Below are 16,759 nucleotides of genomic sequence, written 5' to 3'. Positions count from 1 at the left end.
ATCAGTCGTCGCTTCCGCTGCCGTTCCCGCCGCCGTTGCCGCTTCCGCCGCCGTTGCCGCCGCCGTTCCCGTTCTGGCTGGGGTTCGGAGAGGGCGCCGTCTGGATGGTGGCGGCGGCCTCGGGGGAGGCGGGCGACGTGCGGTCACCGTTCTCGCCGGCGCAGGTGACGGTGTACGTCACCGAGAGCGCTCCGGAGTCGCCGACGGTGACGGGCGCGGGGCGCTGGTTAAGGCTGAAGCTCGACGTGGTCTGGCCGTTGGCGAAGGTCCCGCCCGACACCGTGAAGCGGTACTCCGACGGCGTCAGGCCGGCGGGGCACGAGTAGCTCGACCACATGACCTGAACCGTCGAGCCGGCGGTCACGCTGGTGACGGTCTGGCCGTTCGACTGGATCGTCGGCGCCGCCGGCGCATCGAGGGGGCTCTGCTCGGCGTACGAGGTCAGCGTCACCGAGTCGGTCGGCTTGACGTTGCCGAGCGGAACGACCTCGTAGACCTGGCCGATCTGGTCCTCGCTCGGGGCCGGGTTGCCCGGCGCGCAGGTGACGTTCTCGAGGCCCGCCTGTGCCGCGACGGCGAGGGCGTCCTCGCACGAGCGGCCGGTGAGTCCGAGACCGTCGACATTGATCGTCGAGGGGCCACTCGGGCTCGGGGGCGCCGAGGGAGTGTCAACGGGGGTCGACGGTGCCGAGCTCGTCGGACTCGAGGGCGCAGGCTCGGGGTCGCCGTTGCCGGAGAGCAGGGCGAACAGCGTGCCGCCGAGCACGATGACGAGCAGGGCGATGAGCGCGACGAGCGGCCAGGTCCACCGGCTGCGCTTGCGCTTCGGCGTCTCGGCGAGGTTGTCGTCCGCAGCAGCGGCTTCGGACGCAGCGCCCGCCGCACCCGCGGCCGCGAGGCCGGCCCCGGCAGCGGCGGCTCCGGCCGGGAGCAGCAACGTCGCCGTGTCGCCGCCTGCGGAGGGCATCAGCTGCGTGACGTCGCTCGTGCCCGCACCGGCCGCGATCGCCGGCACCGCGGCATGCGCCGCGGCCAGATCGCCACGGCGAAGAGCGGATGCCGCCCGCGCGACGGCCGAGGCGGACGCCGGACGGTCGTCGGGCTTCTTCGCGATCATCGCGAGGATGAGCTTCTGCACCGGGTCGGAGACGGTGGCGGGCAGCGGCGGCGGCTGCTCGTTGATCTGCGCCATGGCGATCGCGACCTGCGACTCGCCCGTGAACGGACGCTTGCCCGCCACGGACTCGTACGCGACGATGCCGAGCGAGTAGACGTCCGTGGCCGGCGAAGCCGGGTGCCCCGACGCCTGCTCGGGGGAGAGGTACTGGACGGTGCCCATGACCTGACCGGTCGCGGTGAGCGGAACCTGGTCGGCGATACGCGCGATGCCGAAGTCGGTGATCTTCACACGGCCGTCGGGCGTGATGAGGAGGTTGCCGGGCTTGATGTCGCGGTGCACGAGGCCCGCGGCGTGGGCAGCCTGGAGCGCCGAGGCGGTCTGGGCGACGATGTCGAGCGTCTTGTCGGACGACAGCGAGCCCTCGCGCTCGAGGATCGTCGACAGCGCCTCGCCGGGCACCAGCTCCATCACCAGAAAGGCGCTGCCGTTCTCCTCGCCGTAGTCGAAGACGCTCGCGATGCCCTCGTGGTTCACGAGCGCCGCGTGACGGGCCTCGGCGCGGAAGCGCTCGAGGAACCCGGGGTCGCCCATGTACTCGTCTTTGAGGATCTTGATCGCGACAGTGCGGCCGATGACGTGGTCAGTGGCTTCCCACACCTCGCCCATACCGCCGATCGCGATCCGCGAATCCAGTTCGTAACGCCCGCCGAAGCTCACGCCTTGCATGGGTCTCATCTGTTCAGCACCGCCTCGATAACCTTCTTCGCAATGGGGGCTGCGATCCCGCTGCTCGTCCCGGCCTGCCCCTGGCCGCCCCCGTTCTCGACCATCACAGTGACGGCCACCTGGGGGTTGTCCGCCGGCGCGAAGCCGGTGAACCACAACGTGTACGGATCGCCTGGACCGTGCTCCGCAGTGCCCGTTTTTCCGGCGACATCGACGCCGTCTATTCTTGCACCGCTCGCCGCTCCGTCACGGACATTGGCGACCATGAGCGTCCGCATCTGCTCGGCGACATCCTTGCTGAGAGCACGGCCGAACTCGCTCGGCTCGAACTTCTCCTGCACGGTCAGATCGGGTGCGACGACGGAGTCGAGAAGCTGCGGCTTCATCACCATGCCGCCGTTCGCGATGCCGGCCGAGACCTGGTTGATCTGCAGCGGCGTCGCGGTCACGTCCCCCTGACCGAACCCCGAGAGCGCCGTGCGGGCGTCGTTCAGCCCGCGGGGGTACTGCGACGCGGCGGTCGCGAGCGGGATCTCCATCTCGCTGTTGAAGCCGAACTTCTCGGCCTCTTCGCGGATGGCGTCGTCGCCGAGCTCGACAGCCAGTTCGGCCATCGGGATATTGCAGCTGAGCCGCAGCGCGGTCGCGAGAGTGACCGTGTCGCCGGGGCCACAGGTGCCGAGGTCGAAGTTGTGAAGCGTGTTGCTCGTGCCGGGGATCGTCCACGTCGCCGGGTTCGGGAACGTCGACTCGGGCGTGTACTTGCCCGACGACAGCGCGGCGGAGGCCACGACGAGCTTGAACGTCGATCCCGGCGGGTTGAGATCGCCGTCGATCGCCCGGTTGAAAAGCGGCTTGAGCGGGTCGGCCGCGAGTTCGTCGTACGCGGCGTTGACGCCGGCGGAGTCGTGCGACGCCAGCAGGTTGGTGTCGAAGCTCGGGCTCGTGACCATGGCGAGGATGCGTCCGGTCGAGGGGTCGCTCGCGACGACGGCGCCCTCGTAGCCCTGGAGTGCGTCGAAGGCCGCCTGCTGGATTCTCGGGTCCACCGTGAGCAGGACGTTCGATCCGCGCGCCGGTGCGCCCGAGATGATCTGCTCGAGACGAGCGAGGAACTGGGTGTCGTCGGTGCCGGAGAGCGACTGGTTCATGATCTGCTCGATCCCCGACGACGACCCGAGCACCGGGTTGATCCAGCCGGTGAGGGGCGCCCACATCGCGGCATCCGTGTACTGGCGCTGCCAGGAGTAGATGTCGCCGCTCGGCACGGATGCCGCCACGACCGAACCGCCCGCGATGATCGAACCGCGCTGCACCTCGAACGAGTCGTACAGCGTCCGCCGGTTGCCCGGGTTCTCGTTGAGCGCCTGGGCCTGAATCACCTGGATCCAGCTGGTCGAGATGAACAGGGCGAGGAACATCGCCAGCATCACGAAGCTGAGTCGTCGCAATTCCTTGGTCATCCGATCACCACCCGGGGTCGAGAGCGAACCGCATCCGAGATGCGGAGGAGGAGGGCCACGATGATCCAGTTGGCCACGAGGGACGAGCCGCCGGCAGCCAGGAACGGTGTCGTGAGCCCCGTCAGCGGGATGACGCGGGTCACACCGCCGACCATGATGAACACCTGCAGCGCGATCGTGAACGACAGGCCCGTCGCGAGGAGCTTGCCGAAGTCGTCCTGACCGGCGAGGCCGATGCGCACGCCGCGGCTCGTGAACACCATGTAGAGGCACAGCAGGGCGAAGACGCCGATGAGGCCGAGCTCCTCACCGAGGCTCGGGAAGATGTAGTCGCTCTGCGACAACGGCGTCATCCAGGGGCGACCCTGGCCGAGCCCCGTGCCGATGAAGCCGCCCTTGGCGAGGCCGTACAGGCCGTTGATGAGCTGGAAGCTTCCGCCGGCGGCGTCGACGTTGTTCGGGTCGAACGGGTTCAGCCAGTTCTGGAAGCGGCCGTTGACGTAGGGGAGCACCTGCGAGGCGAGGATCACGCCGGCGAGAACCAGGCTCAGGCCGATCATGACCCAGCTGGTCTTACCGGTCGCGACGTAGAGCATCGCGATGAACATGCCGAAGATCAGGGTTCCGGTGCCGAGGTCGCGCTGCAGCACGATGATGCCCAGCGAGATCGCCCAGATCACGAGGACCGGACCGAGCTCGCGAGCTCGCGGCCAGGTGACCCCGAGGAATCGAGTTCCGACCGATGTGAGGGATTCGCGCGTGCGGACGAGGTAGCCCGCGAAGAAGATCGCGAGGGCGATCTTCGCCAGCTCGCCGGGCTGGAACGACACGATGCCGCCGATCGACACCCAGACGTCGGCGCCGGCTTCGACGCCGAGGCCCGGGACGAACGGAAGGAGAAGCAGCGCGATGCCCGCGAACCCGAACACGTAGGTGTACCGGAACAGCACACGGTAGTTGCGCAGGGCGATGACGACGATGAGGGCTGCCACGAGGGCGATCGCGCACCAGACGATCTGACGCACGGCCAGCATGTCCCAGCCGGCTGAGGTGCCCTCCAGGTCGATCCGATAGATCATGGCGATGCCGATGCCCGAGAGGAGCGTGGCGATCGGGACCACGAACGGGTCGGCGTCGCGCGCCCGGAGGCGCAGCACGACGTGGATGGCCAGTGCGAGCGCGTCGAGCACGGCGCAGTAGATCAGGAACGACGAGTCGATCGCCCCGTTCTTTCCGAGCTGCACGAGGGCGAGGGCCGCGGCGTTGATGACGAACGCGAACAGGAGCAGGCCCAGCTCGCGGTTGCGCTGCGTCTGCGGCATCCGCAGTTTGCGCAGCGCCTTGATGACCGAGGTGTCGGCCGAGACGGCGGTGCCGGTCACGATGATCCTCCGTCCACGCGCAGATTCTCGACGATGGCTTGGGCCTCGGCGAGCGAGTCGGCTGAGATGGTCTGCTTCACCAGGTCGAGCTGGTAGGGAGCCAGGTCGGCGAGGGGGATTCCGGTGTCTTCCTCGGGCGAGGAGAGCGAGATCGGTCCGATGCTCGGCGGGATGCCGCGGTAGATCACGACCGTGTCTTCGTCGACGCCGACGAAGTAGCGCGTCTGCGTCCAGCTGTAGGCACCGAAGAGCACGACCCCGATCGCGGCCAGGATGACGATGAAGCCGGCGAACCAGGTGATCCGGCGGCGACGTGCGCGGCGGCGGTCCTCTTCGATCAGCTCCTCGAGGAACTCCGCGGCAGGCTCGAAGTGCGTGGGCTCGTTCGCGGCCTGGCGAGCAGGATGCAGCCAGCTGCTGCGCTGCGGGCGAGCGGCGGGCACCTCGATACCGAGCGGGTGCGACGCCGACCCCACGACCGTCGGTGGTCCGCTGAACAGCGGGTGCTGGCCTCCGACGTCGACGATGACGATCGTGACGTTGTCGGGCGCACCGCCGTCGAGGGCCTGCTTGAGGAGGCTGTCGGCAGTGCGGCCCGGAGCCCAACCCTGCCCGAGCGCCTTCGCGGTGTGGGCGTCGTCGACGACGCCCGACAGTCCGTCGGAGCACAGCAGCCACCGGTCGCCGGGCTGCGTGGGCATGATGAACGTGTCGATCTCGGGATCGGGGTCCATGTCACCGAGCACACGCATGAGCACCGAACGGCGCGGGTGGTAGCGAGCCTCTTCGGGGGTGATGCGGCCCGAGTCGACCAGACGCTGCACGAACGTGTGGTCCGTCGTGATCTGGGTCAGTGCCCCGTCGCGGAAGAGGTACAGGCGCGAGTCGCCGATGTGCGCGATCACGGCGTACTCGTCGACCATGACGAGCGCGCTGACGGTCGTGCCCATGCCGGCGAGCTCGGGGCGCACCTTGACGGTGCTGATCAGCTCTGCCGCGGTGTCGGCCAGCGCCTCGCGCAGGGCGGCCTCGGCCTCGGTGGTCGTGGAGAAGGCTTGGTCGAGGCTCTCGAGCCGTCGAACCGCGAGGCTCGAGGCGACGTCACCACCGGCATGCCCGCCCATGCCGTCGGCGACGACGAACAGGTTCGAGCCGCAGAAGCCCGAGTCCTGGTTGTTGGAGCGCACCTTCCCGGTATGCGAGATGGCGGCGCTGGAGCCCTGGAAGACCATACGTGCGGGCTACTTCCGCAGTTCGAACGTCGTCGCGCCGACCTTGATCGGCGCGCCCACGACGATCGGAACCGGAGAAGCGACGCGCTCGCCGTCGTGCCACGTGCCGTTGGTCGAGTCGAGATCCTGGATCATCCACTGATTGCCCCACAGCACCAGACGCGCGTGGTGGCTCGACGTGTAGTCGTCGCGGATGACGAGACCCGACTCGCTCGAGCGGCCGATGGTCAGCGGCTCGGAGCCGAGCGGAAGCTCGAGGCCGGCCTTGGGGCCGCTCGTGATGACGATGCGCGACACGGCGTCGGTCGTCGCCTTTCCGCCCTTGCCTGCCGGGGCCGGGGTGCCGACCGCGCCGACGGCGGCGGTCGCGGCATCCGGAGACGACGTGGGCGGACGGGTGACCGCGGGGCTCGCGGCGGGCGCGGCACCGGCTGCCGCCGGCTCGGGGAGCTTGCGCACCTTCACGCCGAACAGGTCGGCGCGCAGCGAGTACACGACGGCGAAGACGAAGAACCACAGCAGGACCAGGAAGCCGATCTGCAGCAGCAGGAGGGTGAGCGGACTCATCGGGCTTCACCTCGGGTGTCGTACATGCGGGTCGCGTCGGCCGCCGACATCCGGGGCCGCGCGGGAGCCTGCGCCTGCGGGACGACGCGGAAGACGATGTCGGTGCGACCGATGCGCACGACGCCCTCCGACGGCAGGGCGGCCTCGCTGACCCGCGCGCCGTTGAGCTGGGTGCCGTTGGTGGAACCGAGGTCGCGCACCATGGCGCGCTCGCCGTCCCAGAGGATCTCGACGTGCTTCCGGCTGGTTCCGGCATCCGGGATCGTGATGTCGGCGTCGCTGCCGCGCCCGATGACGGTGCGCGCTGCGACGATCGGATGCCGTGTGCCGTCGATGTCGAGCACGGCCTGCCACGACACGCGGGCGCCCGCATCGGAGTTGGAGTCGACGCGGACGGTGCCGGTCGAGAGCTGCGGGTCGTCCTGCAGGGAGACCGAGACGGCACCCGAGAACGAGTAGCCCTGAGCCTTGGCGTGCTTCTCGACCAGCCCGCGGAGTTCGTCGAGGAGAGCGGGCCCGATCGCGTTCATGCGCTCGGCATCGTTGTCGGAGAGGCGCACCGTGAAGGCGTTCGGAACGAGGATGCGGTCGCGGCTGACGACGGCGGCCTTCTTGTCGAGTTCGCTGCGGAGGGCGGAGGCGATCTCCACTGGCTGGACGCCGCTGCGGAAGGTCTTGGCGAACGCGCCGTTGACGGCACGCTCGAGACCCTTCTCGAAGCTGTCAAGTAGTCCCACGGGGCTCCTCAGGCAGGCGGATGGTTGCTTCATCGTAGTCAGCGAGGCTGAACGGACCATGCATTGGGGCTCGGATCGCGGCTCAGGAGCCGCCGTCGGCGTGATATCCTCGGGAAGTTGAGTTCGTGGAAACACGTTCTCGCGCGAGTGGCGGAATAGGTAGACGCGCTGGCTTCAGGTGCCAGTGCCCGCAAGGGCGTGGGGGTTCAAGTCCCCCCTCGCGCACAGTGAGACGAAGGCCTCCGACCGGGAAACCGGCGGGGGCCTTCGGCGTTCCCAGCAGGTTCGCGTGGACGATGATCGGCCCGCCCTGGGGGATAGCGCCCGGCTGGGGGTGGGGCGTGAGCTCGTAGCATCACCCCATGGGCATGCAGAGGACGATCGTCGATCCGCAGACGTGGCTGGAAGTCATCGTGCCCGACTTCGCGACCGATGAGGAAGCTCTCGATCGTTCGCGTCGCCGAGAAGCTGGCGGGGTACCGGCGGTCAAAATGGAGCCCGACTACGGCTGTATCTTCCCGCTCTGGCCGGAGAGCAGCGGCGCCGTGGAAGACATCGCTCGTCGCCTCCCCGAGGACGTGGTCCGAGACCTCATGCTTTGGCAGGGACGGTTCGAGGCGGGATACGTCTTCCCGACAGGTTGGCGTTCCGACGGGCACCGCAGCGAGTGGCTGGAGCAGGGCGAGCGACTGTTCACAGTCGTAGAGAAGGCCCTCTGGTCAGACTTCGACGTCATCCCGAGCTTTCGGCGCACGACGAGGGAGAGCGATCGCTTATAGGCATGGGTCGTCTGATCCGCATGCCCGGGACCGCGCGCCGTTACGACGCCGGGGCCTCCAGGGCGACCTTCGGCTTAGCCCAGGAGCGACCGCGCGTGTCCTTGAGGATGTCGTACTCGACGTCGACGTGCGGCTCGATCGCGCTGTATTTGTCGTTCGGTGCGCCGATCACGAGCTGGAAGCCGAGTCCGCGCCACGCTCCGATCGCACGCTTGGTGAAGTGTGCATCGGCCTTGATCAGGGCCTCGTCCATGAACACGGGGGCGTAGCGAGGGCGCTCGGCGCTCGCGTCGCCGAGCTGGTAGCGCAGGGCCGCGCCGACGATGAACGCAATGAGTTCCTGCGACTCTCCGCCGGACTTCTCGCCGATGTGGTCGTAGAGCGCGACATGCTTCTTCGTCACGGCATCCACGCGCTCTGCGCTCACGCGAACGTGGTTGCGGACGTCGATGAGGTCGCCGAAATCGGGCGCCGACCGGCGCATATGCCCGATGAGGCGCGACATCCGGCGGTACGCGTGTTCGCGCTCATCATCTGTGGTGGCGTTCTCGATCAGCCCGCGAACCTCGCGCAGCTCGCGCCGGAAGCGACGGCGAGGTTCGGACTGGTTCTCGCGCGTGGTGATCTGCAGGCGATGGTCGTCGTCGTAGAACGGGAGGTCCTGCATGATGCGGTTGATCGGGTCGATGCGATCACGGATCTCGCGGATCGATCGGCTGAGCGTCGAGTCGAGGTTCGTGAGGTCGTTGCCCGACAGTTTGAGCAGGCTGTCGCGCCACTCGGACTCGAGCTCGTGCAGTCCACTGGTCTCGAGGGCCTGGAGAGCGCGTTCGAAGTCGTCGATCGAGGTGTCGGGGTCGGGCAGCAGGTTCGGATTCGGCCACCGCTCGAGGAAGCTCACCATGATGCGTCGCAGGCCATCGCGGCTCTCGTCGAGGGCGTCGACGGCCGCCCGCCGGTCCTCTGCGAGGCGCTGCGCGGCCGTCGCGAGGGCCGCGGAGAAGCGGTTCAGCGCCTGGGACGGGCTGCCGTCAGAGGTCGGCCCATCGAGATGGAATCGCTCGTCGAGGAACGCGGACTGTGCGGCGGTGAGAGTGCGCTCTGCCCGCTCGGCGTCGTCGAGCACGGACTGATCCGAATCGACGTCGTCGATCACCTCGGCCCACTGTGCCTCGATCTGATCACGTTCGATCGACACGCGGGCGATCTCATCGCGCAGGTGTGAGATCCGGTCCTTGATGTCGGAGATCCGTCGCTGCACATCGGCGATCTCGGGGTTGGCGGCCGTGACGTCGCTCTGCACGCCGATCCAGCGATCCCGTTCCGCGGTGACCGCCTCGACGTCGACCTCTTCCCAGGTCAGGTCGGTGATCTTGGCGTACACGGCAAGGCGCGAGTCGATGGTGTCTAGTTCGCTCTCGGCGACCTTCCGCTCCCGCAGGGCGTCGTCGAGACGGCGGCGAGCGTCGTCGACGAGACGTCCCACGTCGTGCCGGCGTCGCTCGTTCGAGAACCCGAGGACGTTCTCGCGACCGTGGCCACCGTGCGCGCCGCGGTTGCCCTGCGCCACCTGTCCGGTGATCGTGAGCGCCATGCGATGCTTCGGCAGCTCGGCGCTGGAATCGACGCAGACGTATCCGTGGCGGGTCTCGAGCCGCTCCTGCAGCCAACCGGTGAACGGCGAGGTCTGGTAGTCGAGGCGCCCGGGCAGGGTCTGCGGGTCGAGGTTGGCGACCGGCTCCATGCCTGCGTGCACGCCCTCGAAGCGCAACCGCACGGGGGTGTGGACCGATTCGATCGCCGCCCGGAAGCGCCCCAGGTGAGCGGTGTCGATCAGCACCGTGGTCGCGAAGCCGCCGAGCGCGAGGTTGAACGCCTCGCGCCACGGCTCGAACTCGGTGCGCACCTCGACGAGCTCGCCGACGAAGGGAAGGTCTGCGGTCGTGAGTCCCGCGGCCTCCGCGAGCCGCTCGCGCGACTCGTGCAGAGCGGGCGGGATGTTGCCGTGGCGTGAGGCTACGCGCTGAGCCTCCGCCTCCAGCTCTGCGACCTCGATCCGCGCGGCCTTCGCTGTCGACGCGGCTTCAGCGAAGGCGGAGCGGGCACGCGCCTTCGCATCGGAGTCGGCGAGCTCTGCCCGGGCGCGGGAGATGAACGCGGTGAACTCGTCGCGGTTCGAGAGCTCGACGCCCAGACTCTTGACGGCGGTGTCGAACACCTCGCGGTGTCGCCGGACGTCGGCGAGCCGTCGCTCCACCTCTCGCAGCTCGCGCTGCGCCGTGGCCAGGCGATCCCCGCCGGAGAGCCGGAGCACGTCGATCAGGCCGTCGCGTTCGGCCTCGGCGCCATCCGCGAGGGCGCGCTTCTCGCGCAGCGTGACCTCGGCCGCGGTCTTGCGCTCGCGCAGCTCGGTCTCGACCTCACGCAGCATCGCCAGGCGTCTGTTCGCTCGCCAGAGTGTGGCGAGCGAACCGGCATCCGAGAAGGAGCCGACCTCGTCGATCAGGTTCACGCGCTCGGTCGCGGCGGCCATCTTGGCGCGCAGCTGGGGGATGGGCGTGAGCGCAGTGACCTGCTGCCGGGCCGTCAGCATGCGCATGCGGGTGCTCTCGAGTCCGTCGAAGTGCGCCACGACGGCGTCGGCGGTCTCCATCGTCTCGGGCTCTTCGAGCACGAGACGCTTGTAGAGGTCGTCGACGGTCGTGATTTGCTGGCCGGCCTGGATGCGCGCGAGCAGGCTCATAGCCTTGGCCCCGGCCCCCGCGGCGCCGATGCCCAGCACGGCATGCAGGCGGGCCGAGAACTCGCGGTCCGTTCCGACGGGCTCCAGGCCCGCAGCGCGCACGGCGGAATCGGAAAGTCGCTGCGCGGCGGCCGGCTCGAGTGAGCGGAGATCGAAGGCCCGATCGGTCGTCGCCCGCACACGCACGGTGTCCTCGAGCACGCGTGCACTCGCCGGGATGTACCAGGCTCGCACCGCCGTGAACTGCGACCCGTCGTGATCGATCCACGTCATCGACACCGCGGTCCAGGTGTCTTCGCCGTCGCCGCGGAGGACGGTCATCTTCGTGCCGTCCTCGGTGCGCGACTCGTCGATCTTGCCGCGGCCGTAGGACAGGATGTTGCGCTGCTCGGAGCCGCGCGGACGCCCGGTGACGCCACCGTTCGAGGCGCCGTTGAAGGGAGTGGTGTGGGGCATCATGAGCGCGATGTAGGCGTCCATGAGCGTGGATTTACCCGACCCCGAACCACCGCACAGAAGAGTGGCACCGGGAGAGAAGCGCACGCGGTGGGCGCCCTCGTAGCCGCCCCAGTTGATGAGCTGAAGGTCTTCGGCGAGCCACTGCTGGCCGCGGGATGCCGCCGGGATGAGCCCGAACAGCGTCTCGAGCATCGTCACAGCTCCTCCTCCTGAGGCTCGTCGTCTTCGTCGTCTTCGTCGGCCGCGACGCCACCGGTGTCGTCCGCCTCCGACCGGTCGCGCAGCCAATCGCGCAGTTCGCGCAGCTTCTCGGCGCTGAGGACGATCTCGACGAGCGGACTGATGCGGAAGCGTCCCGTCGTCTCCTCGTCGACGATGCCGTCGCGAGCGAGCCGGTCCATCGCCTTGCGGATCAGTCTCTGCCGCTTCGCGGTGTCGCCGTCGGCATCCGCGAAGTAGCTCATCACGGTCTGCTCGACGTCCTCGATGTCGACCCGGGCGGCCGGCTCCCCGGCCGCCGACTCCCGCTGATACACCGTGCGCAGGTGTACGAGGACGAGGGTCTCGGACCGCGTGTATGCGGCATCCCGAAGCAGGATCGGAACATCGAGCTCGTCCGAGCGCACCTGCTGCTTGTAGGCGACGCCGCGGTCGTGGTCGATCACGAGCCGCACGAACAGGTCATTGAGGCGAGATTCGACGAGCTGCTGATTGTCGAGCAGGGCCGTCCACTCCTCGCGGTTGCGGTCGGCGAGCACGAACCGCCGCTGCAGCAGGTGGACGAGCACGCGGCGCACCGCGGGATCGAGCACCCCACGATCGCCGGGGAAGAGCTCGCCGAGGTCGTCTTCCATCGCAGCGGGCTCGACGAACGCGCCGTCGACCGGAGCCTCGCTGTCGGCTGTGCCGAGGGTGGCGGTGTCAGTCATCGTCGGGCTCCTTCGAGGTGCGGGCGGTCACGGATCCGAACGCGAAGCGCCGTGTCGTCCCGTCGGGGCGGCGCGCCTCGACCACCGAGAGGTCGTCGCTCTCGCGCATGCCGTTGCGGTGGGCGATCTCGAGGAGTCCGACCAGGTCGACCGGACGGCGCACGTCGTCGTCCGCGGCGAGGAAGGCCTCACCCAGATCGAATTCCTCGCCGAGCGCAGCGACGTGAGCCTCGAGCTCCGCATAGCGCGGACCGCCCCACGCGCGTGTATCGGCATCCAGAATCTCCGCGTCTGCGTCGGACGCCGACAGCGGCGCCGGCGCACGCGGGGGGCGGATGTCGGTGGTCGACTGCCGCAGGTGGCGGATGTCAGCCGTGGGCAGGCTGCGGACCATGTCGACGGAGGCCTCGGATGACGTGCTGTGCGTCCAGGCCTGCAGACCGGCCATGACATCGCGCAGCAGATCGTCGACGTGGCGATCGCGGATGGGGTCGTGCGTGCGCACCTGGGCGGTGATGACGCGCGACGCGCGACGCTGGGCGGTCAGAACCTCTTCGACGCCGAGCTCCACGCGCCGTGACATCGCGTCGAGCTCGGCGCGCTGCTCGGTGTCCATGAGGCGCGCGAAGGGTTGTGTGAGCAGGGTGTGCAGCTGGTCAGTGAGGCTGTCGATGCGCTCGGGATCGCCGATCAGCTTCAGCGCGCCGGCGAACGCCCGGCCCTCGGGGGTGGACTGCATGACGTACTGCCCGCGCTGCAGGTACTCGCGCAGCACTTCGCCGGTGGGTCGCACGTCGCGCCGGAGGTCGGCGATGACATCGCGCTGCATGGCCTTAATGGACTCCGCGACGCGCGTGAAGTCGGCGGGCAGCTCGCGCGCGAGATGCAGCACGTTCTCCGCCTCTTCGAGGAGCTGCTCATCGTCGATCGGCTCGGACTCCCCGACCTGGAGGCGCGCGATCTCGGCGTCGAGGGCATCGCGTTCCCGGATGAGGCGCGCGAGGCGCACCTCAGGGTCAGTCTCAGCGTGGTCTGAGAGCCGCTCGACGGCTTCCAGGAGGGTGCGGACACGGGAGTTCGAGACCCGGGTGCGTCCGCCGGTGGTGCGTCCGGTGATCTCCAGGGCGCCCACCGCGTGGGCCGTCAGCCGGTAGACCTCGACGTCGCCGTCGATCTGGGGGACGAGCCATCCCACCCGCACCCAGTAGCGACAGATCTCGCGGGCTGTACCGGCCGGCAGCGCGCGATCGTCCTCGTCGTATCCGGCTGCACGCAGCTCGTCGACGATCTCGGCGACCTCGGCATGCGCATCCGAGATCTCGACGGACGGCCGGTCGACGGAGAAGACGAGTGAGAGCGTTGCGACCACGAACGGCGCGTAGCGGCCGTGGAGGAGATCGAGCGTGGGGGTACGGAACGCCGACAACGCACGCACATATGCGGCCTCAGCGCGAGTACTTCCCATCCATGCAACAGTATCCGGCGCGCCGACATCGAACTGTCGGTCAGATCCCGTCGAGCGTCGGCGGATCTCGCCATCCGCACGTCCGGCGACCGGATGCAAGACACCGGCGGGTGCCCGAGCCTACGTGACGGCTGGGGCGTTGTCGTATCGGAGTATGTCGCCGGGCTGGCAGCAGAGCGCCTCACAGAGGGCAGAGAGCGTGGAGAAGCGGACGGCCTTCGCGCGACCGTTCTTGAGCACGGCAAGGTTCGCTGGCGTGATTCCTATCGCCGCGGACAATTCAGCGACGGTCATGCCGCGTTCGTCCATGAGCCGGTCGATGTCGACGACGATCGGCATCAGATGACTTCCGCAAGGTCGTATTGCATGGAGGCGGACTGCCGAAGCAGCGTGAACAGCACGGCCAGGATCAACGTCGCCGCGGCACTGACTCCGATCGCGGCGAGCATGCCGAGCATGAGCGCCGGCGGCGTGACATGCGCGGCGTTGAGCACCACGAACATCGCGAGGGTGCTGAGCCCGATCGCGGCGGGGCACCACGTCAGCGCGCGCACCCACGTGAAGGCGTCGGTCGTGAAGATGCTGTTGTCGCGCACAAGATCGAGCAAGCGCCACGTGACGATGACCGCTGCCTGACCGCAGGCGATGACGAAGGCTCCCCACCCGATGATGGCGGGCGCGATACTGGCGACCTCCGCGTATGCGCTGGCGAGGCCGGCGACGTTCGCGGGGATGATGAAGAGCTGGAGCGCGAGCCCGATGAGGGCAAGTACGGCGAAGACGATCTTGGCGGTGGCGATCAGGGTCCGGCTCATATCGCGCTCCTTCCCTAAGTATCGAGAAACGATAGATCGTTTTTCGATAGGCGCCTACCCCCTGGACGCGTAGCGGCCGGGATGCCGGCCGGGTCAGCAGGCCTCACAGCGCAAACCAAGTGCCTGGCGATGGCCGGCCATAAACGATCGTTCCCGGCGGGCTGCGAACCGTGTGAGGGGTCCACGCCGACCCCGATCAAGCCGCACGCGAGATCAACCGGCTCTCCGAATGGCTCACCGGCGAGCAGCTGGGGAAGCATGTGTCAGGTGGCGGCGGCAGAATCGCACCATGACGCGCAGACCCCCCGCCATCAATGGCTACCCCGACGCACGCCCAATCCGTGACGGTCTGCGCATCCTCGGCTGGACGCTCCGCGGCTTCACCCACGGCGCCGAGCGCCGTAAAAGCACGAAGCGTGCACGCCGCTTCTCAGCCTTGATGTTTGTGGCCTGCATCATTGGGGCGCCAGCGCTCGCTCTCATGTACCCGGCGATGATCGCACTTCGCCGCCACACCAGGTACTACATGACCCCCGAGCGGGACGCCACGCTTGCGATCACGGCCAAACGCGACGCCTGGCACGTCGCAGGCCACACCACCGCCCAACCTGGATCGCAGCGCGGTCGAGCGCTCAGACGGGGCATCGCTCCGCTCCTCACGCCCGCCCTTGACCAAGCCGGCAAGGCACTCGTCGCCGTCGCGGTCAGCGAAGGGCGCGCTCAGGACTACAGCGCAGATGTCCCCGGTCTTGTACCGCAGGGGCAGGCGTGGCCCCGAGGGGTGAAGATGCGGCGTGAGCCTCGAGCGCTCAGCCGCAATCGGTATGAGAGCACCCCCACGCCGAAGAAGCCGAGCTGGTTGAGCAGAAACTACGGTCGGCTCGTAGCGATTGGCGTAGTCGTCTACCTGGTCGTCGCTCTCTACGCTGTCATCAACTTTCCACGACAGCTGCTGAACAACTGGCTGCCGGACCTCGACGACCTGGAGCGAAGCAAACTGCTGGGCTCAGCAGGGAACCTCGTCCTACTTTCGATCGGCGGGGTTGCTGCCGTTATTGGTGTCGGGATCAGCCTCTCTCGCCACCACCAGGAACGCGAGGCGGCCCAGCGCGACCTTGATCGGTTGAACGACGACCGGGCGCGGGAGCAATCGCGCCGGGAGGAAGTAGATGCACAGCGGCGCGTTGAGACAGAGCGAACCCTGCGAGAGCGCTTCGTGACGACCGTTCAGCTGCTCAGTGACCGATCGCCCGTGAACCGGCAAGCGGCACCGTTCGCGCTCGGCTCCCTCGCGGATGACTGGCACGCATTCGAGAAGCCCGACGAGGTACAGGTCTGTATCGAGGTTCTCGCGGGCTACCTTCGTGCCCCTCGCTCCGACGACATGCTCCTCTCGCCGGATGATGAACTCGATCCAGACGACTCGCCCACTCCTGAGGAACGCCGGAGGGCGCAGCGCACCACCCCCAGGAAGTCGCAGTCAAGCAAGCCGGCTACACGGTTATTCGCAACCACCTGTACGACGGTTCCGAGTCCGGCTGGCACAACCGGACGATCAACCTCGCTGGCGCCCACATCGACTTCACTGTCGACCTCAGCGGGGCCGTCATCCTCCCCCACGGCAGCGTGAGCTTCGCGAGCGCGCACATCGGTCGCGGAGGCCTGTTGCGATTCGTCCGCCTGCACGTGCTCGATGGAGGTCGCGTCTTCTTTGACGACGCGACGGTGCAGGATCAGGGCGTTCTAACATTCTCGGGCTCGGTGATCCGGCATGGTGGGGCGCTGTCGTTCCGGAAGCTGGCCGTGCAGTACGACGGGCAAGTCCTTCTGGCTCGGGCTGATGTCGCGGGCGTTATCCGACTCGATCAGGCGCGGATCGGCTACAAAGGCTCCGCAAAGCTCACTCTCGTGAAGATTCAGAAAGCGGGCCTGATCAGCTTTTCCCATACAAGGGTGGAGAACCATGGCACTGTCGACGTGAGCCACGCTCAGATAAGCGGCGGCCGGGTCAACCTGAGCATTGCGCGGATCAGTCGACTATCGGACGTGATTCTTCGCGACGTAGAGATCTCCGGTGATGGAGTGATCGAGTTACCGGGAGCCGCGATCACCGTTCACGGCGGTCTCGAACTGGACGGGGCGGTGGTTGGAGACGGGCCGGTGATACTACCGAGCGGGGAATCACTGGTTCTCCCCACGGGAACACCCTAGAAGGGCCGATCTTGCTCCTGATCGTGGCGGTCCCGGCCGTGCTCCGTGAGTGGGGGCGCTGCTCCACCCTCCACTGTTGGGGCGGTTCGCCAGCATCTCCCTCGTCGCGGCAGGGGTGTTCCATTTCACTC

At 68.2% G+C, this 16,759-nt stretch carries 14 protein-coding genes and 1 tRNA gene; 4 read left to right on the top strand and 11 right to left on the bottom strand.

The genetic code is table 11. The annotated features are described in order from the left end of the window. Position 1 precedes the first annotated feature (1 nt). From ABIC53_RS12555 to ABIC53_RS12530, 6 genes are read right to left on the bottom strand one after another with little or no spacing between them, the layout of a single operon-like run. A complete protein-coding gene (locus tag ABIC53_RS12555) occupies positions 2-1,855 on the bottom strand; it encodes a serine/threonine-protein kinase (RefSeq protein WP_354451703.1) in 1,854 nt (617 codons plus the stop codon). Continuing rightward, positions 1,852-3,309 (bottom strand): peptidoglycan D,D-transpeptidase FtsI family protein, encoded by a 1,458-nt coding sequence (locus ABIC53_RS12550; RefSeq protein WP_114587517.1) that lies wholly within the window; start codon positions 3,307-3,309, stop codon positions 1,852-1,854. Before ABIC53_RS12550 ends, ABIC53_RS12555 begins: the two co-directional genes overlap by 4 nt. Beyond that, entirely contained in the window at positions 3,306-4,631 is a 1,326-nt protein-coding gene (locus ABIC53_RS12545) for an FtsW/RodA/SpoVE family cell cycle protein (protein ID WP_112616917.1), read from the bottom strand. Before ABIC53_RS12545 ends, ABIC53_RS12550 begins: the two co-directional genes overlap by 4 nt. Positions 4,632-4,687: 56 nt before the next feature. After that, positions 4,688-5,923 carry a PP2C family protein-serine/threonine phosphatase gene (locus ABIC53_RS12540; protein WP_112615549.1) on the bottom strand — a complete coding sequence of 412 codons (1,236 nt, stop codon included), beginning with the start codon at positions 5,921-5,923 and terminating at the stop codon, positions 4,688-4,690. A gap of 9 nt (positions 5,924-5,932) precedes the next feature. Beyond that, entirely contained in the window at positions 5,933-6,490 is a 558-nt protein-coding gene (locus ABIC53_RS12535) for an FHA domain-containing protein FhaB/FipA (RefSeq protein ID WP_269268443.1), read from the bottom strand. Next, a complete protein-coding gene (locus ABIC53_RS12530; RefSeq protein WP_112615553.1) occupies positions 6,487-7,227 on the bottom strand; it encodes an FHA domain-containing protein in 741 nt (246 codons plus the stop codon). Before ABIC53_RS12530 ends, ABIC53_RS12535 begins: the two co-directional genes overlap by 4 nt. A gap of 141 nt (positions 7,228-7,368) precedes the next feature. On the opposite strand from ABIC53_RS12530, the gene ABIC53_RS12525 reads away from it, so the two are divergent. Both ABIC53_RS12525 and ABIC53_RS12520 read left to right on the top strand, forming a co-directional pair. Next, positions 7,369-7,452, top strand: a tRNA-Leu gene (locus ABIC53_RS12525). A gap of 137 nt (positions 7,453-7,589) precedes the next feature. Continuing rightward, positions 7,590-8,006, top strand: a complete 417-nt coding sequence (locus ABIC53_RS12520; RefSeq protein ID WP_274179102.1) for an immunity protein CdiI family protein — start codon at positions 7,590-7,592, stop codon at positions 8,004-8,006. Positions 8,007-8,046: 40 nt separating this feature from the next. On the opposite strand, the gene ABIC53_RS12515 is transcribed toward ABIC53_RS12520, so the two are convergent. The 5 genes from ABIC53_RS12515 to ABIC53_RS12495 all read right to left on the bottom strand — a co-directional run bounded on the left by ABIC53_RS12515 (position 8,047) and on the right by ABIC53_RS12495 (position 14,417). Beyond that, positions 8,047-11,406, bottom strand: coding sequence for an ATP-binding protein (locus ABIC53_RS12515; RefSeq protein WP_354451699.1), 3,360 nt, complete (start codon positions 11,404-11,406; stop codon positions 8,047-8,049). Continuing rightward, positions 11,403-12,137, bottom strand: coding sequence for a DUF4194 domain-containing protein (locus tag ABIC53_RS12510; protein ID WP_274179100.1), 735 nt, complete (start codon positions 12,135-12,137; stop codon positions 11,403-11,405). Before ABIC53_RS12510 ends, ABIC53_RS12515 begins: the two co-directional genes overlap by 4 nt. Then, entirely contained in the window at positions 12,130-13,602 is a 1,473-nt protein-coding gene (locus tag ABIC53_RS12505; protein ID WP_354451697.1) for a DUF3375 domain-containing protein, read from the bottom strand. The genes ABIC53_RS12510 and ABIC53_RS12505 overlap by 8 nt, the downstream gene beginning before the upstream one ends. A 120-nt stretch (positions 13,603-13,722) precedes the next feature. Then, the gene (locus ABIC53_RS12500; protein ID WP_023953394.1) at positions 13,723-13,941 is read right to left on the bottom strand and encodes a helix-turn-helix domain-containing protein; all 219 of its coding nucleotides are present in this window, start codon (positions 13,939-13,941) and stop codon (positions 13,723-13,725) included. Further along, on the bottom strand, positions 13,941-14,417 hold the full coding sequence (locus tag ABIC53_RS12495; protein ID WP_282501765.1) for a DUF2975 domain-containing protein: 477 nt from the start codon (positions 14,415-14,417) through the stop codon (positions 13,941-13,943). Before ABIC53_RS12495 ends, ABIC53_RS12500 begins: the two co-directional genes overlap by 1 nt. A gap of 289 nt (positions 14,418-14,706) precedes the next feature. Here ABIC53_RS12495 and ABIC53_RS12490 point away from each other — a divergent pair, with 289 nt between their 5' ends. Next, positions 14,707-16,047 (top strand): hypothetical protein, encoded by a 1,341-nt coding sequence (locus tag ABIC53_RS12490; protein ID WP_354451695.1) that lies wholly within the window; start codon positions 14,707-14,709, stop codon positions 16,045-16,047. Then, positions 16,044-16,628 carry a hypothetical protein gene (locus ABIC53_RS12485; protein WP_354451693.1) on the top strand — a complete coding sequence of 195 codons (585 nt, stop codon included), beginning with the start codon at positions 16,044-16,046 and terminating at the stop codon, positions 16,626-16,628. Before ABIC53_RS12490 ends, ABIC53_RS12485 begins: the two co-directional genes overlap by 4 nt. Positions 16,629-16,759: the final 131 nt, after the last annotated feature.

The sequence above is a fragment of the Microbacterium sp. 1262 genome (genome assembly GCF_040544895.1).
Taxonomy (GTDB): Bacteria; Actinomycetota; Actinomycetes; order Actinomycetales; family Microbacteriaceae; genus Microbacterium; species Microbacterium plantarum.
Note: the sequence above shows the minus strand (reverse complement) of the source record. Positions and strands in the feature narration are given on the sequence as shown.

Excerpts from the sequence above, each read along its gene's own strand:
- ABIC53_RS12520 (WP_274179102.1), top strand. The coding sequence starts at position 7,590 with ATGGGCATGCAGAGGACGATCGTCGATCCGCAGACGTGGCTGGAAGTC.
- ABIC53_RS12495 (WP_282501765.1), bottom strand. The coding sequence starts at position 14,417 with ATGAGCCGGACCCTGATCGCCACCGCCAAGATCGTCTTCGCCGTACTT.
- ABIC53_RS12500 (WP_023953394.1), bottom strand. The coding sequence starts at position 13,941 with ATGCCGATCGTCGTCGACATCGACCGGCTCATGGACGAACGCGGCATG.
- ABIC53_RS12550 (WP_114587517.1), bottom strand. The coding sequence starts at position 3,309 with ATGACCAAGGAATTGCGACGACTCAGCTTCGTGATGCTGGCGATGTTC.
- ABIC53_RS12505 (WP_354451697.1), bottom strand. The coding sequence starts at position 13,602 with ATGGGAAGTACTCGCGCTGAGGCCGCATATGTGCGTGCGTTGTCGGCG.
- ABIC53_RS12545 (WP_112616917.1), bottom strand. The coding sequence starts at position 4,631 with ATGCCGCAGACGCAGCGCAACCGCGAGCTGGGCCTGCTCCTGTTCGCG.
- ABIC53_RS12510 (WP_274179100.1), bottom strand. The coding sequence starts at position 12,137 with ATGACTGACACCGCCACCCTCGGCACAGCCGACAGCGAGGCTCCGGTC.
- ABIC53_RS12535 (WP_269268443.1), bottom strand. The coding sequence starts at position 6,490 with ATGAGTCCGCTCACCCTCCTGCTGCTGCAGATCGGCTTCCTGGTCCTG.
- ABIC53_RS12555 (WP_354451703.1), bottom strand. The coding sequence starts at position 1,855 with ATGAGACCCATGCAAGGCGTGAGCTTCGGCGGGCGTTACGAACTGGAT.
- ABIC53_RS12540 (WP_112615549.1), bottom strand. The coding sequence starts at position 5,923 with ATGGTCTTCCAGGGCTCCAGCGCCGCCATCTCGCATACCGGGAAGGTG.
- ABIC53_RS12490 (WP_354451695.1), top strand. The coding sequence starts at position 14,707 with ATGACGCGCAGACCCCCCGCCATCAATGGCTACCCCGACGCACGCCCA.